The organism is Spirulina sp. CCNP1310 (assembly GCF_034932185.1).
Classification (GTDB): domain Bacteria; phylum Cyanobacteriota; class Cyanobacteriia; order Cyanobacteriales; family Spirulinaceae; genus Spirulina.
Genome location: NZ_JAYGHW010000039.1, coordinates 17255 through 39871, shown reverse-complemented (window position 1 = coordinate 39871; position 22617 = coordinate 17255). Strand labels below are relative to the sequence as shown.

24 protein-coding genes are annotated in these 22617 nt (G+C 49.7%); 14 read left to right on the top strand and 10 right to left on the bottom strand.

Going from position 1 to position 22617, the window contains the following annotated elements; genetic code table 11:
- Positions 1-52: 52 nt before the first annotated feature.
- The 6 genes from VB712_RS08240 to VB712_RS08215 all read left to right on the top strand — a co-directional run bounded on the left by VB712_RS08240 (position 53) and on the right by VB712_RS08215 (position 6078).
- Positions 53-1897 carry an iron uptake porin gene (locus VB712_RS08240; protein ID WP_323253996.1) on the top strand — a complete coding sequence of 615 codons (1845 nt, stop codon included), beginning with the start codon at positions 53-55 and terminating at the stop codon, positions 1895-1897.
- Positions 1898-1959: 62 nt separating this feature from the next.
- Positions 1960-2697, top strand: coding sequence for a hypothetical protein (locus VB712_RS08235; protein WP_323253994.1), 738 nt, complete (start codon positions 1960-1962; stop codon positions 2695-2697).
- A gap of 260 nt (positions 2698-2957) precedes the next feature.
- Positions 2958-4508, top strand: coding sequence for a hypothetical protein (locus VB712_RS08230; RefSeq protein ID WP_323253992.1), 1551 nt, complete (start codon positions 2958-2960; stop codon positions 4506-4508).
- A 175-nt stretch (positions 4509-4683) separates the two neighbouring features.
- Positions 4684-4848 (top strand): hypothetical protein, encoded by a 165-nt coding sequence (locus VB712_RS08225; RefSeq protein ID WP_323253990.1) that lies wholly within the window; start codon positions 4684-4686, stop codon positions 4846-4848.
- A gap of 25 nt (positions 4849-4873) precedes the next feature.
- Positions 4874-5278 carry a YidH family protein gene (locus tag VB712_RS08220; protein WP_416236293.1) on the top strand — a complete coding sequence of 135 codons (405 nt, stop codon included), beginning with the start codon at positions 4874-4876 and terminating at the stop codon, positions 5276-5278.
- Entirely contained in the window at positions 5278-6078 is an 801-nt protein-coding gene (locus VB712_RS08215) for a prohibitin family protein (RefSeq protein WP_323253986.1), read from the top strand. The genes VB712_RS08220 and VB712_RS08215 overlap by 1 nt, the downstream gene beginning before the upstream one ends.
- A 29-nt stretch (positions 6079-6107) precedes the next feature.
- Here the strand turns inward: VB712_RS08215 and VB712_RS08210 are convergent, their stop codons facing one another.
- A complete protein-coding gene (locus VB712_RS08210) occupies positions 6108-7034 on the bottom strand; it encodes a LysR family transcriptional regulator (RefSeq protein ID WP_323253984.1) in 927 nt (308 codons plus the stop codon).
- A 230-nt stretch (positions 7035-7264) separates the two neighbouring features.
- Here VB712_RS08210 and VB712_RS08205 point away from each other — a divergent pair, with 230 nt between their 5' ends.
- The 4 genes from VB712_RS08205 to VB712_RS08190 all read left to right on the top strand — a co-directional run bounded on the left by VB712_RS08205 (position 7265) and on the right by VB712_RS08190 (position 10184).
- Positions 7265-7984 carry a cadmium resistance transporter gene (locus VB712_RS08205; protein ID WP_323253982.1) on the top strand — a complete coding sequence of 240 codons (720 nt, stop codon included), beginning with the start codon at positions 7265-7267 and terminating at the stop codon, positions 7982-7984.
- A gap of 14 nt (positions 7985-7998) precedes the next feature.
- Entirely contained in the window at positions 7999-8616 is a 618-nt protein-coding gene (locus VB712_RS08200; RefSeq protein ID WP_323253980.1) for a cadmium resistance transporter, read from the top strand.
- A 64-nt stretch (positions 8617-8680) separates the two neighbouring features.
- Positions 8681-9253 carry a hypothetical protein gene (locus VB712_RS08195; protein ID WP_323253978.1) on the top strand — a complete coding sequence of 191 codons (573 nt, stop codon included), beginning with the start codon at positions 8681-8683 and terminating at the stop codon, positions 9251-9253.
- A gap of 256 nt (positions 9254-9509) precedes the next feature.
- Positions 9510-10184: a cadmium resistance transporter gene (locus VB712_RS08190; RefSeq protein ID WP_416236291.1), complete on the top strand. Its 675-nt coding sequence runs from the start codon at positions 9510-9512 to the stop codon at positions 10182-10184.
- Here the strand turns inward: VB712_RS08190 and VB712_RS08185 are convergent.
- The 6 genes from VB712_RS08185 to VB712_RS08160 all read right to left on the bottom strand — a co-directional run bounded on the left by VB712_RS08185 (position 10167) and on the right by VB712_RS08160 (position 15159).
- Complete coding sequence (locus tag VB712_RS08185; protein WP_323253975.1) at positions 10167-10652, bottom strand: hypothetical protein; 486 nt, start codon at positions 10650-10652, stop codon at positions 10167-10169. The genes VB712_RS08190 and VB712_RS08185 overlap by 18 nt on opposite strands.
- A gap of 151 nt (positions 10653-10803) precedes the next feature.
- On the bottom strand, positions 10804-11067 hold the full coding sequence (locus tag VB712_RS08180) for an NIL domain-containing protein (RefSeq protein WP_323253973.1): 264 nt from the start codon (positions 11065-11067) through the stop codon (positions 10804-10806).
- Between the two features lie 42 nt (positions 11068-11109).
- Positions 11110-12144: a sulfate ABC transporter ATP-binding protein gene (locus VB712_RS08175; RefSeq protein WP_323253971.1), complete on the bottom strand. Its 1035-nt coding sequence runs from the start codon at positions 12142-12144 to the stop codon at positions 11110-11112.
- A gap of 100 nt (positions 12145-12244) precedes the next feature.
- A complete protein-coding gene (gene cysW, locus VB712_RS08170) occupies positions 12245-13075 on the bottom strand; it encodes a sulfate ABC transporter permease subunit CysW (RefSeq protein WP_323253969.1) in 831 nt (276 codons plus the stop codon).
- Complete coding sequence (cysT, locus tag VB712_RS08165; protein WP_323253967.1) at positions 13062-13916, bottom strand: sulfate ABC transporter permease subunit CysT; 855 nt, start codon at positions 13914-13916, stop codon at positions 13062-13064. Before cysT ends, cysW begins: the two co-directional genes overlap by 14 nt.
- A gap of 172 nt (positions 13917-14088) precedes the next feature.
- Positions 14089-15159: a sulfate ABC transporter substrate-binding protein gene (locus tag VB712_RS08160; protein ID WP_323253965.1), complete on the bottom strand. Its 1071-nt coding sequence runs from the start codon at positions 15157-15159 to the stop codon at positions 14089-14091.
- 145 nt (positions 15160-15304) lie between these two features.
- On the opposite strand from VB712_RS08160, the gene VB712_RS08155 reads away from it, so the two are divergent.
- Genes VB712_RS08155 through VB712_RS08145 form a run of 3 tightly spaced genes read left to right on the top strand, consistent with a single transcriptional unit; the run spans position 15305 to position 16992 of the window.
- On the top strand, positions 15305-16087 hold the full coding sequence (locus tag VB712_RS08155) for a Crp/Fnr family transcriptional regulator (protein ID WP_323253963.1): 783 nt from the start codon (positions 15305-15307) through the stop codon (positions 16085-16087).
- A 48-nt stretch (positions 16088-16135) separates the two neighbouring features.
- Positions 16136-16342: an RNA-binding S4 domain-containing protein gene (locus VB712_RS08150; protein ID WP_416236292.1), complete on the top strand. Its 207-nt coding sequence runs from the start codon at positions 16136-16138 to the stop codon at positions 16340-16342.
- Positions 16343-16395: 53 nt separating this feature from the next.
- Complete coding sequence (locus VB712_RS08145; RefSeq protein ID WP_323253959.1) at positions 16396-16992, top strand: nucleoside triphosphate pyrophosphatase; 597 nt, start codon at positions 16396-16398, stop codon at positions 16990-16992.
- Between the two features lie 88 nt (positions 16993-17080).
- Here VB712_RS08145 and VB712_RS08140 read toward each other — a convergent pair whose 3' ends face one another.
- Complete coding sequence (locus VB712_RS08140; protein ID WP_323253957.1) at positions 17081-18916, bottom strand: M48 family metalloprotease; 1836 nt, start codon at positions 18914-18916, stop codon at positions 17081-17083.
- Positions 18917-19124: 208 nt separating this feature from the next.
- On the opposite strand from VB712_RS08140, the gene VB712_RS08135 reads away from it, so the two are divergent.
- Complete coding sequence (locus VB712_RS08135) at positions 19125-20396, top strand: WD40 repeat domain-containing protein (RefSeq protein WP_323253956.1); 1272 nt, start codon at positions 19125-19127, stop codon at positions 20394-20396.
- A gap of 511 nt (positions 20397-20907) precedes the next feature.
- Here VB712_RS08135 and grxC read toward each other — a convergent pair.
- Positions 20908-21180: a glutaredoxin 3 gene (grxC, locus tag VB712_RS08130; RefSeq protein ID WP_323253954.1), complete on the bottom strand. Its 273-nt coding sequence runs from the start codon at positions 21178-21180 to the stop codon at positions 20908-20910.
- Between the two features lie 94 nt (positions 21181-21274).
- Positions 21275-22549: an aspartate aminotransferase family protein gene (locus VB712_RS08125; protein ID WP_323253952.1), complete on the bottom strand. Its 1275-nt coding sequence runs from the start codon at positions 22547-22549 to the stop codon at positions 21275-21277.
- Positions 22550-22617: the final 68 nt, after the last annotated feature.

The following is a 22617-nucleotide window of genomic DNA, read 5'->3' as shown; positions in this document are numbered from 1 at the left end:
AAGTTGAGTCAGTAGTTTTGCTCGATGTCAGTGCAAATACACCTCGTTTTTCTTGCTTGCGGGTATCTTTACCCTAAAACTATATAGCTTTAATGCGGATTTTTTCATACCCTTAGTCACAGCTACTGGTCTGCATTTGCTGGCGGATCTTCCTGCTCACGCTCAGGAAGTTCATCGCCTTTCTGTTTCTACTTCAGACCTAACCACAGAAACTTCTGATCTCAACCACCCATCACAGTTTGCACCCGGTTCCGCCAACAATACACCAACTTTTAACGCTGGGGGCTTTGGCCAATCTAGCCCCCTATTCCATAGCTCAACCACCCTTAACGCTGCCCCCATGGCGCAAGTGACGGGGGTGAATCAGTTGCGGGATGTTGCCCCCAGTGATTGGGCCTATCAGGCGTTGAGCGATTTGATCAGTCGTTATAACTGCATCGCGGGCTATCCCGATGGCACGTTTCGGGGTAATCGCTCCCTCAGTCGCTATGAGTTTGCCGCCGGTCTGAATGCCTGTTTACAGGCGATGGAGCGGTTAATTGCTGAGGTGGATGGTGTCCCCACCGAAACCTTGGCGGTGATGGAGCAATTAATGGCGGAGTTTGAGTCTGAGTTAACCAACTTGGGCCAACGGGTGGATGGTTTGGAAAGTCGGGTTAGCTTCCTAGAAGATAATCAATTTTCCACAACTACACAGTTATTTGGTCAAGTTGTGGCGGGCTTGCAGGGTCGGCTTGATTCTCAGTCGGATTTACTCGCACCCCTTCCCCTCCTCAATAATGCTCTGTTTATTGGTCGGGATGGCATTGCGGAAACGAGCGATCGCACCAATGAACTTAATTTTGGTTACAATGCCCAGCTTTCCCTAATGACGACCTTTTCCCCTCGGACGCGGTTGTTGACGGGGTTGGCTGGGGGCAACCTGAGCACCCGCGATCTGACGCTTTTCGGCTTTAACAATAGTTTCACGACGTTGGGCTATGAATTCAACAGTGGTAGTAGTTTGATCCTTACGGATGTGAATCTGCGGCAATTGGTGACGAATCGCCTCGCGGTGATTGCGGGGCCGCGGGGGGTGAATCCGGTGAATGTGTTCCGGGGGCCGAGCCGGGTGGAAAGTGCCGGGTTTGGGCCGATTTCCCGCTTTGCCCAACGCAACCCCGTGATTCAACTGGGTTCCCCCAGTGGTGGGGTCGGGTTGGATTGGCAGGTGGGCCGCCGGGCGAGTGTGCAGGCGGTTTATAGTGCCTTTGATAGTGGCAATCCGGCTCTGGGTTTGGTGGGCAATGCTTACACCGCTGGGGTTCAGGTGTTGTTAACGCCGACGGAAACCGTTGATACAGCGTTGTATTATCTCCATTCCTATGGGGGTGCGTTGGGGGGTTTCCTGGCCACAGGGTCGGGGGATGACCAGATTGGGGCGATTCCTGATGGTCGTTTTAGCACCCATGGGGTCGGGGCGACGGTCAATTGGCAGGTTTCGCCAAAGGTGACGTTAGGCACTTGGGGGGGCTGGACGCGCTCTAATGCGGTGGCAACGGGAACCTCTGGGGGTGTGGAAACGGTGAACTGGATGTTCTCCGCCCAGTTTCCCGATCTCTTTCAGGAGGGGAATTTAGGGGCGATCTTCTTTGGTCAACCCCCCCGGATTACGGGGAGTAATCTCCGGCAAAATGGCGTGCTGACGGGGAATGTGCCGAGTTTATTTGCAGGCAGTTTGGGGGCAACGAATGAGGGGAGGGGCGATCGCTCCCTCCACCTCGAAGCCTTCTACCGTTGGCAACTCACGCCAAGTATCACGCTCACGCCAGGGATTATCGGTGTGTTTAACCCCAACCACGCCGCCAGCAGTGACACGATTTGGATCGGTGCGCTGCGGACAACACTAACGTTTTAAACCTTCTGGGGGGCCTGTGTCCCCCCGATTCATTCACCTGATACCTTTACACAAACAACGCAATGAAACCCAACCTCACCACAACCCTCGCCCTCACCTTGGGCGCAACCCTCCTCACCACCACCGCCCACGCCCAAATCACCATCACCGGCGGCGAAATTTTTTTCGTGGAGAATGGAAATAATGCTCCCAATCTCTCTCCAGTGGCAGGCTATCTGGAAACGGCCCAAGGACGGATTCAATCGGGGAATTATACTCATGCTGAATTGGTGGCTAACCCCGCTTTATTTGGCAATATCACAGCGGGGGCTGTGCCGGTGCTTTTACGGATTAATGGAACCCCAAACTGGAACAGCAACACAAAAAATCTACTGGCTACCGGTTCGGCATTTACCCCCAATGGCCCTGTTTTATTCACGAATATTCCGGTTGCTCTCAACTTGACAGGTATAGTTGACGTGAGCGTTGGCCCTCAAAATGTGGCTGGTTTTACTTTCAATTATGTTGATCGCCAAACCGTCACTAGCGGTCAGTTTGGAACCAGTGGCAGCATTAGCGGCACAATTGGCGGTGCATCCCAAACCGTCAGCCTCGCACCGGGTAGCTTCCACTTCACCGACCCCTTCCCCGCTCCCGTGTTCAACCTTGAACCCAACACCACCGGCATCACCACCACCACCTTCACCACCCAAGACTGGGAAGAACGCACCCCCCTCGTTCCCACCCCTTCCCCCAACGCCAACCTCCGACCCAACGGCATCGTCTCCCGCATCTTCCCCACCCTCTCCCTCTATCAATAACCCAACCTTCCCATAAAACCCATCAAACTGTAGGGGTGTTGGCGTAAGCCTGCCAGAGGCACAAAGATCTGTAGGGGCGAAAGATTTTTCGCCCCTACAACTGTTTCATCCCCACTCAGCGCAAACCTAGAAACCGGGTTTCTTGCATTGGCTCATTCTGCCCTAGCATCCTCACAGAAACCCGGTTTCTGTTACCCAGCCGTTCATTTGTTTCTTATAACCCTCTATCCTAAGAGTTGTCCCCCCTCCTCATCGCCACCATGCCCAAATGGTTCAACACCGCCGGCCCCTGCCAAGCAGATATTCACTATATGCTCTCCCCCACAGCGCGACTCCCTGAAGTGATGCAACTGATTGATCAGCGAGGCTACTTCATCATTCATGCCCCTCGACAAGTAGGCAAAACCACCGCCATGATTGCCCTTGGCGAAGAACTCACCGCCAGCGGAGCCTATACCGCCGTTATGGTTTCCGCTGAAGTCGGAGCCGCCTTCCCCGATGATTTAGGCAAAGCCGAAAAAGCAATGCTTAATGCTTGGCGAGGTTCTGCCGAGGCATTCCTTCCTTCAGAACTTCAGCCTCCTCCCTGGCCCGAAGCCGATGCCGGTCGCCGTTTGGGTGCTGCCCTCAGTGCTTGGGCCAAAGCATCCCCCCGCCCCCTTGTGGTCTTTATCGATGAAATTGATGCCCTCCAAAATGAAGTCTTAATCGGCGTTTTACGACAACTGCGGGATGGCTATCCCAGTCGCCCCCAAGCCTTTCCGCAATCCTTAGCCTTAATTGGTTTGCGGGATGTCCGAGATTATAAAGTGGCCTCAGGGGGGAGTGAACGACTAGGAACAGCTAGCCCCTTTAATATCAAAGTTGAATCCTTCACAATGCGGAATTTTACCGCTGAAGAAGTGGCAGAACTTTATCAACAACATACAGATTTAACCGGGCAAATCTTTGAACCAAATGTTTTAACATCTGTATTTGAATTAACCAATGGTCAACCTTGGTTAGTCAATGCCTTAGCGCGGGAAATGACCCAAAAGTTGATTAAAGATCCCAGTCAAGCCATTACCGTTGCTGATTTATTCCAAGCCAAAGAAAATCTGATTCAACGCAATGATACCCATTTAGATAGTTTGGCGGAACGGTTGCGAGAGCCACGTATTCGACGCATTTTAGAACCGATGTTAGCGGGGGAAGATTTGGGCGAAATCCCCCCTGATGATCGTCAGTTTGCCGTTGATTTAGGGTTAGTGCGTCGCCATCCGGCGGGGGGTTTGGTGATTGCGAATCCGATTTATCGGGAAGTCATGCCCCGAATGTTAGCAGGCGGCCCAAGGGATAGTTTGCCCCTGATCGCCCCCACTTGGTTAGATGAACAGGGCAGGTTAATTCCAGAGGCATTGTTAACGGCATTTTTAAAGTTTTGGCGACAACATGGTCAGCCCTTGCTTAAAAGTGCGCCTTATCATGAAATTGCCCCCCATTTGGTGATGATGGCGTTTTTGCATCGGGTGGTGAATGGTGGGGGGACGTTGGAACGGGAATATGCCATTGCCTCCCGGCGGATGGATTTATATCTGCGCTATGGGGAGGTGGCGATCGCCATTGAACTCAAGGTCTGGCGGGATGGACGGCGTGATCCTTTACCAGAAGGGTTAGAGCAGATTGATGATTATTTAGCGGGTTTGGGATTGGATTGGGGATGGTTAGTGATTTTCGATCGCCGCTCCGGTTTGCCGGATATTGAGGAGCGCACCACCCGCGAAGAGGCCGTCACCGCCACAGGCCGAAAAATCACCGTGGTGCGGGGTTAATCAACCCGCCAGCAGATCTGGAGAGGGCAGATTTATCGTCTATGATTTTGGATGTATTGAAAATTATTTAAAATACATATACAATACTGGAGCATACAATAACATCGCTAAAAGTGCTGTTTTTCCGTGGTGGAGAGGGCATTTTGCCCTTTCTGCCACTCTCTCCTAAATCGCCATGATCAATCCTCAACGCCATCCCATGTATCACACCGAAGCGATTCACAACCTGCGATACAACCCCGCTCAGTTACAAAGACTACAACTTGATCGGGGTTTAGGTCTGACTCTCAATACTGACAAAACACTCTTCATCCATAACCGTTGTGAGCCAAACCTCTAATTCTGTGGCCCATCCAGAGGGAGCGATCGCTCCAGCCCAAACTCCGCCTGAGGCCAAATTTAAACCTGTTTCTCGCACCCGCGATCACCTGGCTAATGAACGCACCTATTTAGCATGGATGCGTACAGCGATCGCCCTAATTGGGTTTGGGGTACTGATTGCCCGTCTCCGTTATCTCGTTTCCCCCAATGTGATGGGGACGGGCCAAGGTTGGGCTTTAGGGTTAATGCTGGCTTGCATTGGTTTAATGACGGTGTTGCTCTCGACTTGGCATTATTTTTCTGTCCTCAAAGCCATTGAAGCCAACACCTATGAACCCAACAGCCGCTGGGTCATCCTATTTAGTTTAGTGGTGTTGCTAATGGGAACAGGAGTATTGTATGTACTCTTTTCCGCCCCGGCTAATGTGAAAGGGGGACTAGGGTTATGATGGGCGATCGCCTCCGTGCCGCACCCTTGGCAATTTTGCTGTTGTTAGCACTGATGCTCATCGCCAGTTTTTGGGTGCTCATTCCTGTGGGCGATCGCGGTGTTTGGACAAGATTTGGGCGAGTTCAACCCCTCATTTTGGATGAGGGACTACATTTTATAATTCCGTTGGTTGATCGGGTCACAAATTTGAGTATTCGCATCCAAAAACAGGAAACTACCACAGAAGCCGCATCCCAAGATTTGCAATCTATTTTTACCAATATCGTCGTTAATTGGCATATTTTGCCTGAAAAAGTTAACCGTATTTTTCAAAAAATTGGCTCCCAGTCAGCAATTGTAGAGTGCATTATTGATCCAGCGATTACCGAAGTTGTCAAAGCAGTCATTTCTCGTTACACGGCTGAAGAGACAATCATCCATCGAGATCAACTGAAAGCCACCATTGAACAGGAAATCAACCTACGTCTTGCCCCTTATTTTATAATAATTGACGATCTTGCCCTGATAGATCTACAGTTTTCTCCTCGATTTCGGGAGGCAGTGGAAAGCAAACAAATTGCCCAACAAGAAGAAAAACAAGCAGAATTTATGGCAAAAAAAGCGATTCAACTAGCAGAGTTTCAGATTAATTTAGCCAAAGGAGAAGCGGAATCCCACCGAATTTTACAATCAACCCTCACCCCCAATATTTTGCACTACCAAACCATTCAACGCTGGGATGGCAGTTTGCCCTTAATTACCGATAATAATCACAATAGTTTCGTGGAGTTAGATGATTTAATCGAAGCGAAGCGATGATTTTTAAACTGACTACAGCTTGTTTGACCTTAGGAACTTTTATCAATCAACAACTCTTCAAAAACTTTAGAAATCTTCGTGATAAATCGTTTTTGATGGCGCAATAAAATAACGGGTTGAGTGATTTTATAAATTCGTTTTGGAGCGGCGATTACATCTACCACTGGAATGGCCTTTAATGTACCTAATTCTAACTCTCGTCGTACAATCGAACGGGGCAAAGCCGTTGCACCAATACCTTCCTCTACCACAGATTTAATCATTTCACTACTCATTAACACCAAACCAACTTTTAAATCTTGAGGGTTGATCCCCCACGTTTGCATTGACTGTTCAACGATATCGCGAGATCCTGAACCGGGTTCACGCATCACCCAAGTTGAATTCGTCAATTCTTGTAGCGCAATGTGATCTCGATCAAACCACAGGTGCGATCGTCCCACCACAATCGAAACCATATCATGACCAATCACAGAAATATCCAAGCTTTTACTCAATACTGGTTTAATATTACCTGTCACCAAACCTAAATCAAACATTCCCCCTGCTGTGCCGGTTAAAATTTCTTCCGTATTCGCTAACGTGCATTGAATAGAAATACCGGGATAGGTTTGTTTAAACTGACTAATTTTTTGTGGTAGCCAATAGTTACCCACGGTTAAGCTACTGCCAATTTTCAACTCACCACGCTGAAGATTATTCAGTTCCCGTAAACCCTGCTCTGTCAATTCCACCTGATTAAGGATTTTTTGAGCTTCAACTTGAAGCAAATTTCCTGCATCGGTTGGCTCAATACGTTGACCAATACGGTGAAATAATTTAACTGCATATTTTTTCTCCAAGCTCTGAATGGCTGAACTCACAGCCGGTTGACTCAAATACAGAGAATCCGCTGCTTTTGTAAAGTGCAAATGTTCGGCAACTGCCAGAAAAATACGGAGTTGGTCAATTTTCATCTCTAGGCAATTTCTTAAGATTGAATTAAGAGTTGAATGGGGTAAGTGAGTAGTTGCATTCTATTTTAATAAATTTTGGTTATTAATTCGATAGAAAAGGACATTTGATTTATTTATGCTTTAAACCCTAGGATAGGGCTACAGCGACAGGATGCGATCGCCAATCTTCGGAATGGGTCAGATTCAAGTTCTCCGTATTAACCCACTGTATTTAAGAGATAACTCAACCTATGATTGAATTATTCACAGCCTTGATTCAAGGAATCACTGCTTTTACAGCGACAAATCTCGATGATATTGTGATTTTAATGTTGCTCTTTTCCCAAGTTGGGGTAAGTTTACATGGCCGGCAAATTGTGGCAGGTCAATATCTGGGAATTGTAGCTTTAATCTTAATCAGCCTACCGGGGTTTTTAGGAGCCAGTTTATTGCCTCGGCCTTGGATTGGTTTGTTAGGGATTTTGCCCATTGTGATTGGTTTCAGTCAATGGTTCAGCCCCGATGGGGACAATGATTCAGAACCTGCCCAGATTAATCAATCCAGAAGTTCAGGTTTTTTTGCTCCCCAGACCTTAAGTATAGCAGCGATTACCATTGCCAATGGTGGGGATAATGTGGGCATTTATTTACCCTTATTTGCCAGCGTCAATGGGGTAAAATTAGTGGTTATTTTAGCAGTCTTTTTGAGTTTAGTCGGCTTATGGTGTTATGGGGCCTACCGCTTGGCGCGGTTAGAGGCGATCGCCAAGTTGCTCACCCGTTATGGTGATTTGCTCGTTCCCTTTGTGCTCATTGGTTTAGGCGTTTTAATTCTGATCGATAGTCACACACTGGAATACCGAGGCTTAACGGCTCTGGCTTTGAGCATCATCGGCATTTGCCTAATTCACCTGATGCGAAATGCGGCGGTTGCACCATTGGCCCCAGGAACTGAGAATCTAAAGGGGTAGAGTTTTTAAACCCGATGACTTGGATCTTTCCCACCCTGACCACAGCGGCGATCGCCTTTATTGCCACTAACCTTGATGACATTCTCCTGCTCATTTGGCTCTTTGCTCAGGTTCCCCAGCGTTTTTCCATTACTCAAATTCTCTGGGGCCGTTATTTAAGCTTTGTGGTGCTGATCCTTTTAAGCTTACCCGGTTTTTTCGGTGGGTTACTCTTACCAAAACCTTGGCTAGGATTGTTGGGGATTATTCCGATCTTATTGGGAATTCATGCCCTAGTTGAATCTGAGGAAGAATCTGCGTTAGAATTAACAGGAGCAAACCGAAAAACTTTCTTGTTTCTTGATCCTAAAATTGTCAGCATTGCAGCTTTGACGATTGCCAACGGCGGTGACAATATTGCAATTTATGTCTCTCTTTTTGCCGGGCAAACGATCCCAGGATTGTTTTTAACCTTATTCACCTTTTTTGTCTTTGTAGGGATCTGGTGCGGTATTGCCCATCTTCTAGTGCAACACCCTGTGATTGGTCAAAAAGTCCGGGATATTGGACACCGATTTGTGCCGCCGCTCTTGATCGGCCTAGGGCTGTTCATTTTGTGGGAAAACGAAACCTATCGTCTTTTCACCCGTTAATTCACTCACTAAACACTCAAAAAGTACCATGCAAAAACGATTCTTTTCACTCCTATGGGTTGCAATGCTTTGGCTAACGATGGCGATCGCCCCGACGGCTTTCGCTGATCCCATTGCTGAAAAAAGTCCCCAATATGGCGAAATCACCCAAACCCTGACCACCCTGGAAGCCGCTCAAGCTGATCCTGAGGCCGCTGGCTATACGCTCGAAAGTCTCAATCAGAAGATCAGTGATCTGCGTTTACAAAAACTGATCATGGAATCAACCGAAGATTTGGGCATTTGCAAGAATGCAACGGCGGCTACGATTGGGGTCTACGGTTATGATCCGGATACGAAAAATGCCACACCAGTTTTAGCCTATTTAGGAGCCGGACAAACCACCGATGATGATTGGGCTTGCACGGGGGTTTATTTGCCCACCGATGCAGTAACAACGGGACTGGATCTACAAGGGTCAGCAGCCATTGCCACCATTGTTGATGGCACTCGCCTGACGATTAGTCAAGATCCCATCACAGGAGCGATTACTTTTGATGCACCGCTTTATGGCCTCCTTCAAGCTCCTGATGTCACACTGCCTGCTTTAACTCAGGCAGATGTTGCCCTCCAACCGACTACCGCTCCTGTCGATTAAGCATTTTCGGAATCAATCTTGAGTGCAATTTTGCCGCCCCCCGTTGTGGGGGTTTTTAATATTTGTCATCAAAACATCATAAATGATCTCCAGAAAGGGCTGATTATTCAAATTTACGGATTCGATTTTGGGGTGTAATTTTAGGCTAAACGACCACATAAAATCTATTTATAAATTCGATTCAAAAGAACGTTTGAATGTATTTTGATCAGTCTATAAGCTGAAAGTGTTCTCTCATCACACACAAAATCAGATTATGGACTGGATTGCAACGACTGTAATGCTTGGGCTTATGACAGCGATCGCCACTACCTTCGACGATAATCTTTATCTCACCCTCTTCTTCAGTAAGATTAACAGTCGGTTTCGCCCACGCCATATTGTTGTGGGTGAGTTCATCGGTTTCACGGTCTTAGTGAGTATCAGTTTACTGGGGTTTTTGGGAGGTCTGATGGTTTCCCATGCTTGGATTGGTTTACTGGGCTTTCTCCCCATTGCCATTGGTGTGAACCACCTGCTCAGTCGTGCCGGTAATGATGAAGAAGAAAAAATCCAGACGGGTTCCACTCGTCCCGCCCCACGCAAGACTCGCTCCCAAAATACTTCCCTCCAGACAACGCTGTTTGACCCTCAAACCTACCGTGTTTCTGCTGTCACCATTGCCAACGGCGGCAATAACATCGCTATTTACATTCCATTGTTTGCCAGTTGTACCCTCCCTCGTTTAGGAATTATTCTGGCGGTGTGTTATGGGGCGATCGCCCTCTGGTGTTTTCTCTCTTATCAGTTAACCAGTCGTCCCCAATTAACAATAGTGATGTCCCGCTATGTACGTAAGGCGTTTCCTTTTGTGCTGATTTGGTTGGGTTCCTCAATTGTCTGGGAAAATCGCAGTCATGAATTGTTCTATGCGTTAGCTTTGGGTTGGTAATTCGGTTCCCCCATGAATCGGGAGGATGGCACTTAGGCTTTGCCACAGATCCCCATCAAGGAGAGCGGTCGGCGTTTCTAGGAGATGACATTGCAGTAAGAGCGCGATCGCCGCTGTGTAGAGTGTTGCAGTCAGCAAACCATTCCGTAATCCTTGGCGAAAATTCTGAGACTGATGACTTAAGGCCGTCAACGACCCCTGTTGAATCAACATAAACCCAATTACATTAGATAACCAGTAACCCAAGGCCGTTAGGGGAATGAAGGCATCCGGATAGGGACGGCTGAAAAGGTAGCCGAACCCCAAAGCCAACGGTAGATTAATGATCAAATCGTTCCACCAGCACAAGGGCGACAGTAAATAACCAATGACCACAAGGGTTGATCCCCACAGTCGTTGCCTCATGGAGATGGGCGCAGTCGGCTGTGGGTTAGTGCTTTTGAGGTTAAGAAGGGAAAATAAGGCCATGGGGATGTATGGATGTGTTTAGTCCGTCTCCTTTATTGTGATACATTTGCAAAACATTTGCAAATGAAATGTAAATATTTTGAGAAAAAATAGGGGCGAAACATTTTTCGCCCCTACCAGTTTTTTGCCACTGCAAATTTTGGCCCGTACTTCACCAGCCGTCCGTTTCAGATTGCTTTAAAATCTCCAAATTCAAATCATTCAAATACCCTAAAGCATCCTTTACCTGTTCACTGTTCCCACTCAGGACTAAGTGAAACCAGCCATCACCCTTGGCATTTGCTCCTAAAATTGCGGCGGAAATATTTACTGTCACTTGATATTTAGAAACCAAATTAGAAATAACTGGTTCTTGATGGTATTCCTGAGGAATCCGGAGCCGAATTTGTTTTTCAACTGTGCGTGAAATAGTCATTTTCCTCTTCTCCAAAGTTTCCCCTTTTGGAAGGGAGTCTTTTTACTGCAAAATATGATTGGGGTGGTAGTATTCCAATTCATGGGCATCGGTAAAGGAAACCGCCTCACTTAACTCTACCTGTACTGTTTCCCCTGTTTGCACCCCTAATTTTTCCCATTCTGGGCGATCTAACTGCGCCGTTAGGGAAATGCGATCCGGCAACATCAGTTCCACATGAACCCCCCAGCCGCGATAAACCACATGGGAAATCGTAGCCGCTAAACTGGTGGGAGTTGGTTTTTCTTGAATTTTGACCGCATGGGGACGGACAAACACCGAGGAACCCGATTGACGTTGCCTCCGATCTAAGAAACTGGGTAAAATATTCACTTCCCCCACAAACTTCATCACAAAAGGCGTTGCGGGTTGATCATAAACGGCTTGGGGTGTACCCACCTGTTCAATGCGCCCCTCATTCATAATCACAATTTCATCTGCTACCTCCATCGCTTCTTCTTGATCATGGGTGACAAAGACACTGGTTAAATTGACTCGATGGTGTAAATCTCGCAACCACCGACGTAGATCTTTGCGCACTTGGGCATCTAACGCCCCAAAGGGTTCATCTAATAGCAAAACTTGCGGCTGTACTGCCAATGCCCGCGCTAAAGCGACCCGTTGCCGTTGTCCACCAGAAAGTTGAGCGGGGTAGCGATCGCCCAACCCCTCCAATTGAATTAACTCCAGTAATTCATTGACCCGATGACGGACTTCAGGGGCTTTAACTTTGCGAATTTCCAGGCCAAAGGCGATATTTTGCCGCACCGTTAGATGTTTAAACAGGGCGTAATGTTGGAATACAAAACCAATTTGCCGCTCTTGAACATTGAGATTAGTCATTTCTTGACCATTGATCCAGATTTTGCCCTGATCGGGGGATTCCAAACCGGCGATCGCCCGCAGCAATGTCGATTTTCCCGACCCCGAAGGCCCCAACAAAGCCACCAATTTACCATCAGGAACGACTAGGCCTACATTATCGAGGGCTTGAAATTTACCAAACTGTTTAGAAATGTTTTCAACAACAATACCCATAATGCTCCGTGCAAAAAGTGAAAGTTTACGTTTTGATCGCAATCGTGATGGACTCTCAAAGTCCCTCTCCCTCCTTGGGAGAGGGATTTAGGGTGAGGGATTAATGGGATGGAGATTTTTTCAGGTAATAGCTCTCTAAAATCGCCTTACCAATTAACATTAACACTCCAAACCCTGCCAAAACCAACGCCGCACTAAATGCCGCCACCGATTGATAATTTTGATAGGATTGCTCAACGAAAATCGGTAAAGTGGAAGTGCGGCCTAGGATACTCCCAGAGACCACTGCCACCGCGCCAAACTCCCCTAATGCCCGCGCATTGGTGAGCAAAATACCATAAATTAAACCCCAGCGAATATTCGGCAAAATTACCCGATAAAACGTTTGCCAATCATTGGCCCCCAACGTGCGGGCCGCTTCCTCCGGCTCCGGCCCTAAATCTTCCAACACCGGGATCACTTCCCGCGCTACAAAGGGCAGCGTTACAAAAATGGTGGCTAACACAATCCCCGGTAATGCAAAGATAATTTTAATCCCCATACTTGCAAACAATGGCCCCAACCAACCCATCCGCTCCCCATAAAGCAGCACCAACATCAAACCCGCTACCACTGGCGAAATCGAAAAGGGTACATCAATGATGCTAATTAACAGAGCGCGACCAGGGAAACGATTGCGGGCGATCACCCAAGCGGCACAGAGGCCAAATAATGTATTAATGGGAATCGTAATCGCCGTGGCAATCAGCGTTAATTCCATCGCTTTTTGAAAATTGCGACTTTGCAAAGCGGTGAAAAAACCACCAATGCCATCGCGAAAAGCTTCCACAAAGACCACTAAAGCGGGAATTACGAGGACAAGAGCAAGGTAAACAAGAGCAATGCTAATTAATAGCCATTTTTGTGATTTTCCAAAATTAGCGGATTGCATAACGTCGCCCCCATTGTTGCAGTTGGTTGATCATGAATAACAAAACTAAGGAAACCACCAGTAGCACTGCTCCGATCACCGTTGCACCACCGTAATCGTATTGCTCTAAGCGTTGAAACACTAAAACTGGGGCGATTAAATCTCGAAAGGGAATGCTAGAAGAAATTAACACGACCGAGCCATATTCCCCTACTGCTCGTGAAAAACCGAGGGCTACGCCGGTGAGAATGGGAGGTATTAAAGGGGGCAAAATCACCCGTCTAAAAATTTGCTGCGGTGTTGCACCGAGGGAACGGGCTGCCTCTTCCACTTCCGGTTCTAATTCTTGCAAAACGGGTTGTAAGGTACGAATGATAAAGGGTAAAGAAATAAACACCATTGCCACAAAAACCCCTAGGCGGGTGAAGGCGATGCGAATGCCAAAGGGTGCAAACCATTGTCCCACCCAACCTTTATCGTTGTAAACGGTGGCGAGGGCTAAACCGGCGACAGCGGTCGGGAGGGCAAAGGGTAAATCTACCACTGCATCGACGATTTTGCGGCCAGGAAATTGATAACGCACTAATACCCAAGCGATGAGGGTTCCCATTACGCCATTGAGGGCGGCAGCAGCAAAGGCAGTGATGAAAGTGACGTTATAGGCGGAAAGGGCCATGGGGGCGGTGGCGATGCGCCAAAATTCGGCGGGGCCAAGGGCGATCGCCTTTGTAAACACCGCCGCCGCAGGCAGCAAAAGCATGATGCCCAGGTAGAAAAAAGTGAAGGCCCAGGGGAAAGACAATCCCGCTCTGATCCGACTGAGGATGGAGGGCCATTTGGGGGGGGTTAGAAAAGCGTTCATGGTGAGTAAAAATTGATAAGTGAGCTAAGAAACCGGGTTGCGAGAGACATTAGCTTGTTGGATTAAGTTTGATTAAAAACCCGGTTTCTGATTTCAGCTTAGAAACCGGGTTTTTGGTAAGAATTTAGCCGTTAGTCTAAAACCTTCAACAACCCGGTTTCTCATTCAAAACTTATTGACCCTGGCCAATTTTGGCAAGCATTTTATCAAAAGCTGCGCCATCATCGAAGAACTTGGCTTGAATTGCTGCCCAGCCCCCTAAATCATCAACGGTAAACAGGTTGTCAATTTCAGGGAATTGCGAGGCATATTTAGCGGCAACATCGGGATCAACGGGACGGAAACCCACTTTAGCAAATTCCTCTTGGGCTGCCGGTGTGAATAAAAATTCAACGAATGCTTCTGCTACTTCTCTTGTCCCTTTTGCATCGACATTTTTATCAACAACAGCTACAGGATTATCAATAGAAATATTGTAATCTGTGGGGATAACGTAGGGTTGAACTTTGCCCTGTTGGGCGGCTAAAATCACCTCGTTTTCATAGTTAATTAATACATCGCCTTGTTGCTGTTGATAGAAAACATCCGTGGCTTCACGGGCATTTTTCGGCAAAATTGGTACATGGCGGAAGACATCGGTGACGAATTTTTCTGCTTCTGCATCCGTGCGACCAGATTCGGTTAAGGCTCCCCAGAGAACGAGGTAATTCCATCTCGCGCCACCGGAGGTTTTGGGGTTGGCGGTGATGATTTCTACATCGCCTTTGGCTAAATCTTCCCAACCTTTCACCGTGGGGCCGCCTTCACGGGTGACGAGGGCTGCAACGGAGCGGTGAACGATGCCGTCGCCCGTGGGGACTTCTTTTTCCCAACCGGGTTCGATCAGGCCGGCCTTTTCAATTTCTTGGGTATCGAGGGCGATCGCCAGCGCCACCACATCCGCTTCTAAGCCATCAATGACGGCGCGGGTTTGGGAGCCGGAACCGCCGTAGCTTTGGTCAAAAATTACCGTTTGACCCGTTTTTTCTTTCCAGTATTCAGCGAACTTGGGAATGATGTTTTGGTAGGCTCCCTCGGTGACGGCGTAGGAAACGAGGGTTAATTCGACGGTTTCGGGGGTGGCGCTGTCGCTATCGCTGGCGTTGGATGTGGGGGGGGTGGATGTGGAGGCGCAGGCGGCGATCGCACTCAGGCAGAGGGCGGCAAAACCGAGGGCAAGGGAACGGCGGCGGATCATAGTCATGGCTGAAATCCTGAATTCTTTGGGTCTGTATTCTGATTGTATTTGAATACAGACTAAATGTAAATACAAATCGAATTTAATTTTTTTCGACCCTCTGGACGGCTGTGGGATCATGGAAAGAGCGATCGCCCCTGGAGGAATCCCCATGCCGAAAACTCCCCCCCCCAATCTCCTCACCGCCCTCTGTGAACAAACCTTTCTCTTTCGGGGCATGGCCGTCGATACCCTAGCCCGTTATTTCCCGCCGGATTCCCTCACCTTGGAAACCCTCTTTTCCAACCGCCCCGTCTATACCGCCTTTCTCCCCGATGAATATCTAGATGCCCTCTACGTCATCCTTAATGAGGGCCTGGTCATTGCCCGCAGTGCGCCCCTTGATCGCATTGTGGCCCTCACTTATCCCGGTAGCTGTTTTGGGATGCGGAACCTCCTGTTAGGCCATGGCCAAGCAGCACGGGCCTTTCCGAGTTTGGTGGAAGCCTATAAAACCACCCAAGTTGTCAAATTGCCCTTGGCGGCCCTAGAAGCTCTCTATCAGGAGGATGCGGCCTGGCGCGATCGCTATCAGTTTCTATTTGAATTACGCACCAAATTTCAATACCATCTGCTCAATTGCAGCACCTACCCCCCCCAAGCCGTCGCCGCCCTCTTGCGGGGCCTAATCTACCAAGAGCGGGAACTGGGCAACCAACCCCAAGGGGACGGCCTCTATCATTTCGACCTGCCCATTGATGTGATCGCCCGCGCCTGCCAACTCAACCCCCGCACCGTGGAGCAGGTGCTTAAGGGATTATTGCAACAGGGTTATTTGGCGAAACCGCCGAAAAATGCCACCAGTGAGGATGGGGTGTATGTGGTGAATCCCAACGGCTTAAAGGAAGTTTACAGCGCAACGCGGGATAAGGTGGCTTGGTGGCCCTTGCGTTGATCCCCTATGGCACAATGGGGAATGTTTTTGAATGTTTGGCGATCGCCCATGACCCCCCCCGTCCCCACCATTAAGCTCGATCAATTCCTCAAATGGCAAGGCATCACCCAAACCGGCGGCGAGGCCAAGCTGATCATTCAAAATGGGGAGGTGTTGGTGAATGGGGAGGTGGAAACACGCAGGGGGAAAAAGTTGGTGACGGGCGATCGCGTTACGTTTGCGGGGCGCACCTATGGGGTGGAGTTGGGGGAGTAGAAAGTAGGAAGTAAGAAGTAAGAAGTAGAAAGTAGGAAGTAGGAAGTAGGAAGATGGATTTTATTTTGGCTTCGGCTTCGATAGCTCGGAAACAATTGTTAGCTCAGGCGGGGATTGAGGCGATCGCCGTTAAGAGTGGTTTTGATGAATCTTTGGTGCCATTGAACGACCCGGTGGCGTTGGTGAATACCTTGGCCCGCTGTAAGGCGGAGCAGGTGCTTCCCCGTTATCCCCAGGCCTTGGTGTTGGGCTGTGATTCAGTGCTGGCCTTGGGGGGAGAAATCCATGGCAAACCGGCCAATCGGGAAGAGGCGATCGCCCGTTGGCAACAAATGCGCGGCCAAGTGGGCCAGCTTTATACCGGCCATGCCCTCTTTGATACCGCAACGGGTAAATCCGTGATCCGTTGTGGGATCACGGGGGTGAAGTTTGCCCCGATTAGTGATCAAATTATTGAAGCCTATGTGGATACCGGGGAGCCGATGAATTGTGCCGGTTGTTTTGCCATCGATGGCCAGGGGGGGCTATTTGTGGAAAGGTTAGAAGGCTGCCATAGTAATGTGATTGGTTTAAGTTTGCCTCTGCTCCATGAAATGCTCAACGAATTGGGTCATAGCATTGTTGAATTTTGGCAACATCAAAACCCGTAGGGGCGAAAAATTTTTCTGAAGGGGAATCTTGTTTAAAGTCCCTCTCCCTCCCTGGGAGAGGGATTTAGGGTGAGGGGGCAAAATCCCCTTAAAGACGACGACGGCGGCGTTCTTGATAATCCGCACTGCGGCGATAGATGTTAATTAACTCCTGCGCCCTTTCCCGCATTCGCGTATGACGTTCCACCCCTTCAAAGTTGTAGCGGTTAAAGCCATTTTCAAGGATATAGCCCTCTAAATATTGAACGCGATCGCTCGTATCCGGGTGCGTTGAAAGCCAAGCCGGGGGGCCGCTGCGCTTTTTCTGATCCGCCAATGTTTGCATTAAATTGCGCACCCCATCCGCCGCATAACCATTGGTGGCCAGCATCCGTGTTCCAAAGCGATCGGCTTCCCGCTCCATGCCCCGACTATAACTAAACACCAATAAATTCGTCGCCAAACCGCCAAAGGGGACATACTGGGCTAAGTTAGCGGTGAACTGCCCCCGCGTCACCAATTGGAAGCCGTGGGAAAGGGCAGAATGGGCAATTTCATGGGCAATTAACCCCGCTAATTCCGCCTCAGAATTGGTTTCCACAATCGCCCCCGCATTAATGAAAATTTTGCCCCCCGGTAGAGCAAAGGCATTCAAACTATCATCCATGATGATATTGAATTCATAGGTAAACTCATCCCGGCCGGTGGTACGGGCTAACCGCTGCCCCATTTCATCCACATAACTCAGCAGCATTGCATCTTCTACCATGGGCGCAGCTTCTTTCACCCGATCCGCAATGCGCGTCCCGATCCGCTCTTCCCCCTCCAACATCATGATCGTCGTTTCCACCGCTGAGATGGGGCCGAAAATATTGCCGAACAGGGCAAACCCCGCAATGCCGGTGAGGATATTGGCGATCGCATTCCCCCGAATTTGCCCCCGCAACCGGCGTTCATAGCGCTCAAACAGTTCATCAGCCTGAACGTTGAAAGCGGCGGCTTCGGGATGTTCCGGGTTTAACAGGGCAAACTGTCGCGCCAAGAGGGAAGCCTCTAGCCATTGATTGGCTTCACTTTGGGCCGCAATGGTGGTGGTGATTAAATCCGGTTGATTGGGGTAGCGACTGACGGCTTGGGTGAGAATCTCCAGTGCTTTTTCGTTTTGGTTGCGGGTTTGGAGTTGCTCGGCATAGCTGAGATAGGCAGGGATAAATTCCGGCTGGGTTTCGATCAGCATATCCAGCGGCCCGAAAATTTTACTGTTGAGATTGCTGGCCACCCCTTCCTGATGATGTCGCCAAAAGACCGCTGCATTGGGGGCCAAGCCTGCCGGATCATAAAGAGGGGCGGGGGGTAGGGCTGACCCTTCCTGTTCTAGTGCAAAGGGGGTTTTCGCTTCCTGATACAAGCTGATGGCGGTGAGGGTATCGCCATCGAGAAGGGCGCGATCGCCCTGGATTAACAACGCATTTCGCGCCGCCTGTTCCGGGGTAAACTGGAGCCGACCAAAGCCCATTTCACCAAAACCAGAGGGGGCTTTATCGGGGAAATTGAGTGTTTCGGGATCAGTTTCTGTTTCTTCGGCAACGGTGGGAGCGGGGGGTTCTGGCTCGCTATCAACGACGAGATCCGGCTCACGGGCGATCAAGGGTGCAGGGGCCACAGGCTCAAGCTCCAAGGCAAGGGGAGGAGTCCCTAGGGCATCATCGGGATCAATCCCGATGGAATCAGTCTCAAGGGATTGAGTCACCTCTATGGGTTCCGGGGCGCTGGGTAAAGGTTCCCCCACCGCAAACACCGTCGGGGGTAATGCCGTCGGTGTCCCCAAGGCCAAAGTGGTGATTTCCGAAGGATCTTCCTGGGGGGTGATCAGGATTTCGGCGATCGCCGGATCAGCGCAAATCACACCGAGGGGAATTAACAATGCCGACCAAGCCAATTTCATAGCAAAATTCCAAAATCAATCACCACAGGCCGATGGTGACGGCCCCAGGGCCAAAATTGTTGCAGTCTCACGAGATTAACGCCAACCCTACACAGCCCGCCGCAAGGTGTGTGAAGATAAATCAAACCCCAGTCCCCCAGCCTTAAGTTACCCAAACTTCCCCACTTCCCACTTCCCACTCCCCACTTCCCACTCCATCAGCCCCGTCATGAATCAATCCCACCATCAACCTGAACATCATGATCTGGTTTTAGGGGGCCATAGCCTCCCCCCAGCAGGGTTAGTGTTGGGGGGATTAGCTGGGGTGAAAACGCGCCTCTGTAGTCCCCAGGAAGTGATCCGGCGTGCCGCCCTCACCGAAGCGATGAACTATGGCGAGGAGGGGTTAGCCTTGGTGGTGCAGGGGTTATCGGATCATCATCCCCTGGTGCAATGGACAGCCTACCAACTGTTGCAACGCTGGGCGGCAACGATTCACGATACCCTAGAGCGCGATCGCAACTTTGTCAAAACCCTCTATGCCCTGCGATCGTTCAATCCCTGGCCCCTGTTCAGTCCCCTCCTCACCATTCCCGCCCATCCCCAACCGATTACCGCCCTCGCCCTCAGTCCCGACGGCCACACCCTGATCAGTAGCAGTTTAGATAAAACGATTAAGCTGTGGGATTTACCGGGGGGGGAATTGCGCCATACGCTTTTAGGACATTCTGATTGGGTATCGGCGATCGCCCTTAGCTCCGATGGTAAAATCCTGATCAGTGGCAGCATGGATCGCACCATCAAACTCTGGGATCTCACCCGTCCCCAACTGCAACGCATCCTCACCACCCCCCACAGTTTTGTCAAAGCCCTCACCCTCAGCCCCAGCGGAACCAGTCTGATCAGTGGCGGCGTAGATGGCAGTTTAACCTGTTGGGATCTCACCACCGGCCAAGTTCAACAAACCCTAACAGGTCAACGGAGCGTAATCCAAGCCCTAGCCCATAGTCCCGATGGCCGTTTTGTGGCCAGCGGTAGCGGCGATGGCGTGGTGATCATCTGGGAAATGGCCAGTGGCCAACCCGTGTTTACCTTACAGGGTCATTTACAGATGGTGACGGGTTTAGCTTGGCATCCCCAGCAACCCTATTTAATCAGTAGTAGTACAGATAAAACGATTATTTTGTGGGATTTGAAAACCCAAAGGCTAGAACACCGCTTTATTGGACATCTTCAGGGGGTGAATGCTGTCCATTTTAGCCAGGATGGCAAAACAATGATCAGTGGTAGTGCGGATGGAGCGATTAATATTTGGGATTTTCGTACCAAGAAGCTTCAACATACGATCTTGGGGCCGAAAAAGTCCGTCGTTGCCCTGATTGCTGCCCACAATGATCATGCCATTGTCAGTGGCAATCTTGACGGTGTTGTCCAGGTTTGGGGGGTGAAAGGGAGCGTTGGTGTTGCATCTCCATCGGAGAATCGCCTCTCCCTAGCCTAAAAATACCGTAGAAACAGGGGGGATCCCCCTGTCTCACCCCCCATCCCCAAACGTTGAGGACAAAGTATCTTAGACGATAATCAATCGTCTGGGTGCATGATGAAGATTCAATTCAAAATGGTGAGCAATTTTTTATTGTTAATGGCTGTTTTTGGGGTGAACTATTGCCGAACGCCCTTCAATACAGCGGTGGCATCGGCTCCCTATTGCCAATGTTGCGATGAAAACGGCGAAAATTGTAAATCTTGTCTTTGTAATTAACTCACATTCCGCAGGTTAAGGCCAATGATGCGAGTGAACGGTGCGTCAGACACCATTGAAGCACGAATATCAACATTAACCCGGTCTAAAGCACCCTACAATTGAATCGTAGGGTGCTTTAGACCGATTAATCGATGAGGCAAAAGCGTAGCTTAACGGCTGACGCACCATGGATTGAGCAACCTGCGGAATGCTAGATCAAAGGGGCAAAAACTTTAAGGTTTTCGCCCCTTCTGCTGGCGGATGGGGTTTAAGCCGCAGCCCGTTCATCTAAATATTGATCCAATTCCCCGCTGGCTTCGAGGTCGTAGAGATCGTCACAGCCACCAATATGTTGCTCATTGATGAAAATTTGCGGCAGAGAACGACGGCCATGGGCGCGATGTGCCATCTGCTGCCGAGCCGTTTCATCCCCATCAATGACATATTCCTGATAGTCCACCCCTTTTTGATTGAGGAGAGCTTTGGCTCGCAAACAGAACGGGCAACTGCTCCAAGTGTAGATTTCAACGTTGAGTGCCATAAAGAGATCCCAATTGTTAAGTCTTGTATCGATTTTAAGGGTAATTGATACAGGATTGCCACAATCCAAAAATTAAGATTTCGGCCCTTCCGGATCAAGGCAGGGAAGCGATCGCCCCGATCGCCTCCCCAAAAATCCCCGCCGCTTCATCCACTTCCGCCGCCGAAACAATCAAGGGAGGCACAAACCGCACCACCTTCGGGCCGGCAGGAACCAACAACAGCCCCCGCTCCATGGCGGCCTTAACCACATCAATAGAAGTGATGGCCGTCTCGGCGCTCAGTTCAATACCATTGATCAAGCCCCAGCCCCGTACCTCGGTGAATAGGTTGGGGAATTGGTTGGCGATCGCCCGCAACTGTTTGCGCAATTGTTCCCCCCGGGCCTGGACATTTTGCAACAGCCCTTCTTTTTCAATGGTGTGGGCCACCGCTAACCCAGCAGCACAGGCAAAGGGATTCCCCCCAAAGGTGCTGGCATGGTTCCCCGGCCCAAACACATTGCAGGATTCCTTACAAACTAAAGCCCCAATGGGGATGCCCCCCGCTAACCCTTTGGCACTGGTGAACACATCCGGCTCAATCCCCAGATTTTCATAACCCCAGAGCTTGCCGGTGCGGCCCATCCCCACCTGCACCTCATCGAGCATCAGCAGCAGATTATTCTCATCACAAATTTTCCGCACCCGGAGGAAATACTCTAACTCTCCGGGCCGTACCCCCCCTTCCCCTTGTAAAGGTTCGAGGAGGATCGCCCCAACGCGGCGATTGCCTTCATCGAGATCGCCGATCGCATTTTCCAACGCCTGAATATCGTTATATTCCACATATTCAAACCCTGGGAGGAGGGGGTCAAAGCCCTTTTGGTATTTTTCCTGGCCTGTGGCGGTGATCGTCGCCATCGTGCGGCCGTGGAAGCTGGCCTTTGCCGTCAGAATCACAGGGTATTGAATATCTTGGACATCGTGGGCATATTTGCGAGCCAATTTAATCGCCCCTTCGTTGGCTTCTGCGCCGGAGTTACAAAAGAAGACGCGATCGCCACAGGAATGATCGACAATCCACTGTGCTAATTCCCCTTGCTCCCGGATATAGTACAGGTTAGACACATGATGGAGCTTTTGAATTTGGGTAGTGACAGCTTCCACTAAAACAGGATGGGCGTGACCCAGGGTACAGGTGGCAATCCCCGCCACAAAGTCAAGATAGACTTTACCCTCAGTATCCCAAACCCGACAGCCAGCCCCGCGCTCCAGGGTAATAGGAAAGCGGCTATAGGTTGTCATCACCACACGGTCAAAATCCGCAGGACTAAAGGGAGCAGCGGGTTCAACGGTGGACAAAGGGGGAAGGAGGGTTTCTGGACTCACAAGCATACTCCTGAAGATGATCACAAATTTTGATTATTTAACGATGGTAGTCGCAAAATTCACCCTTG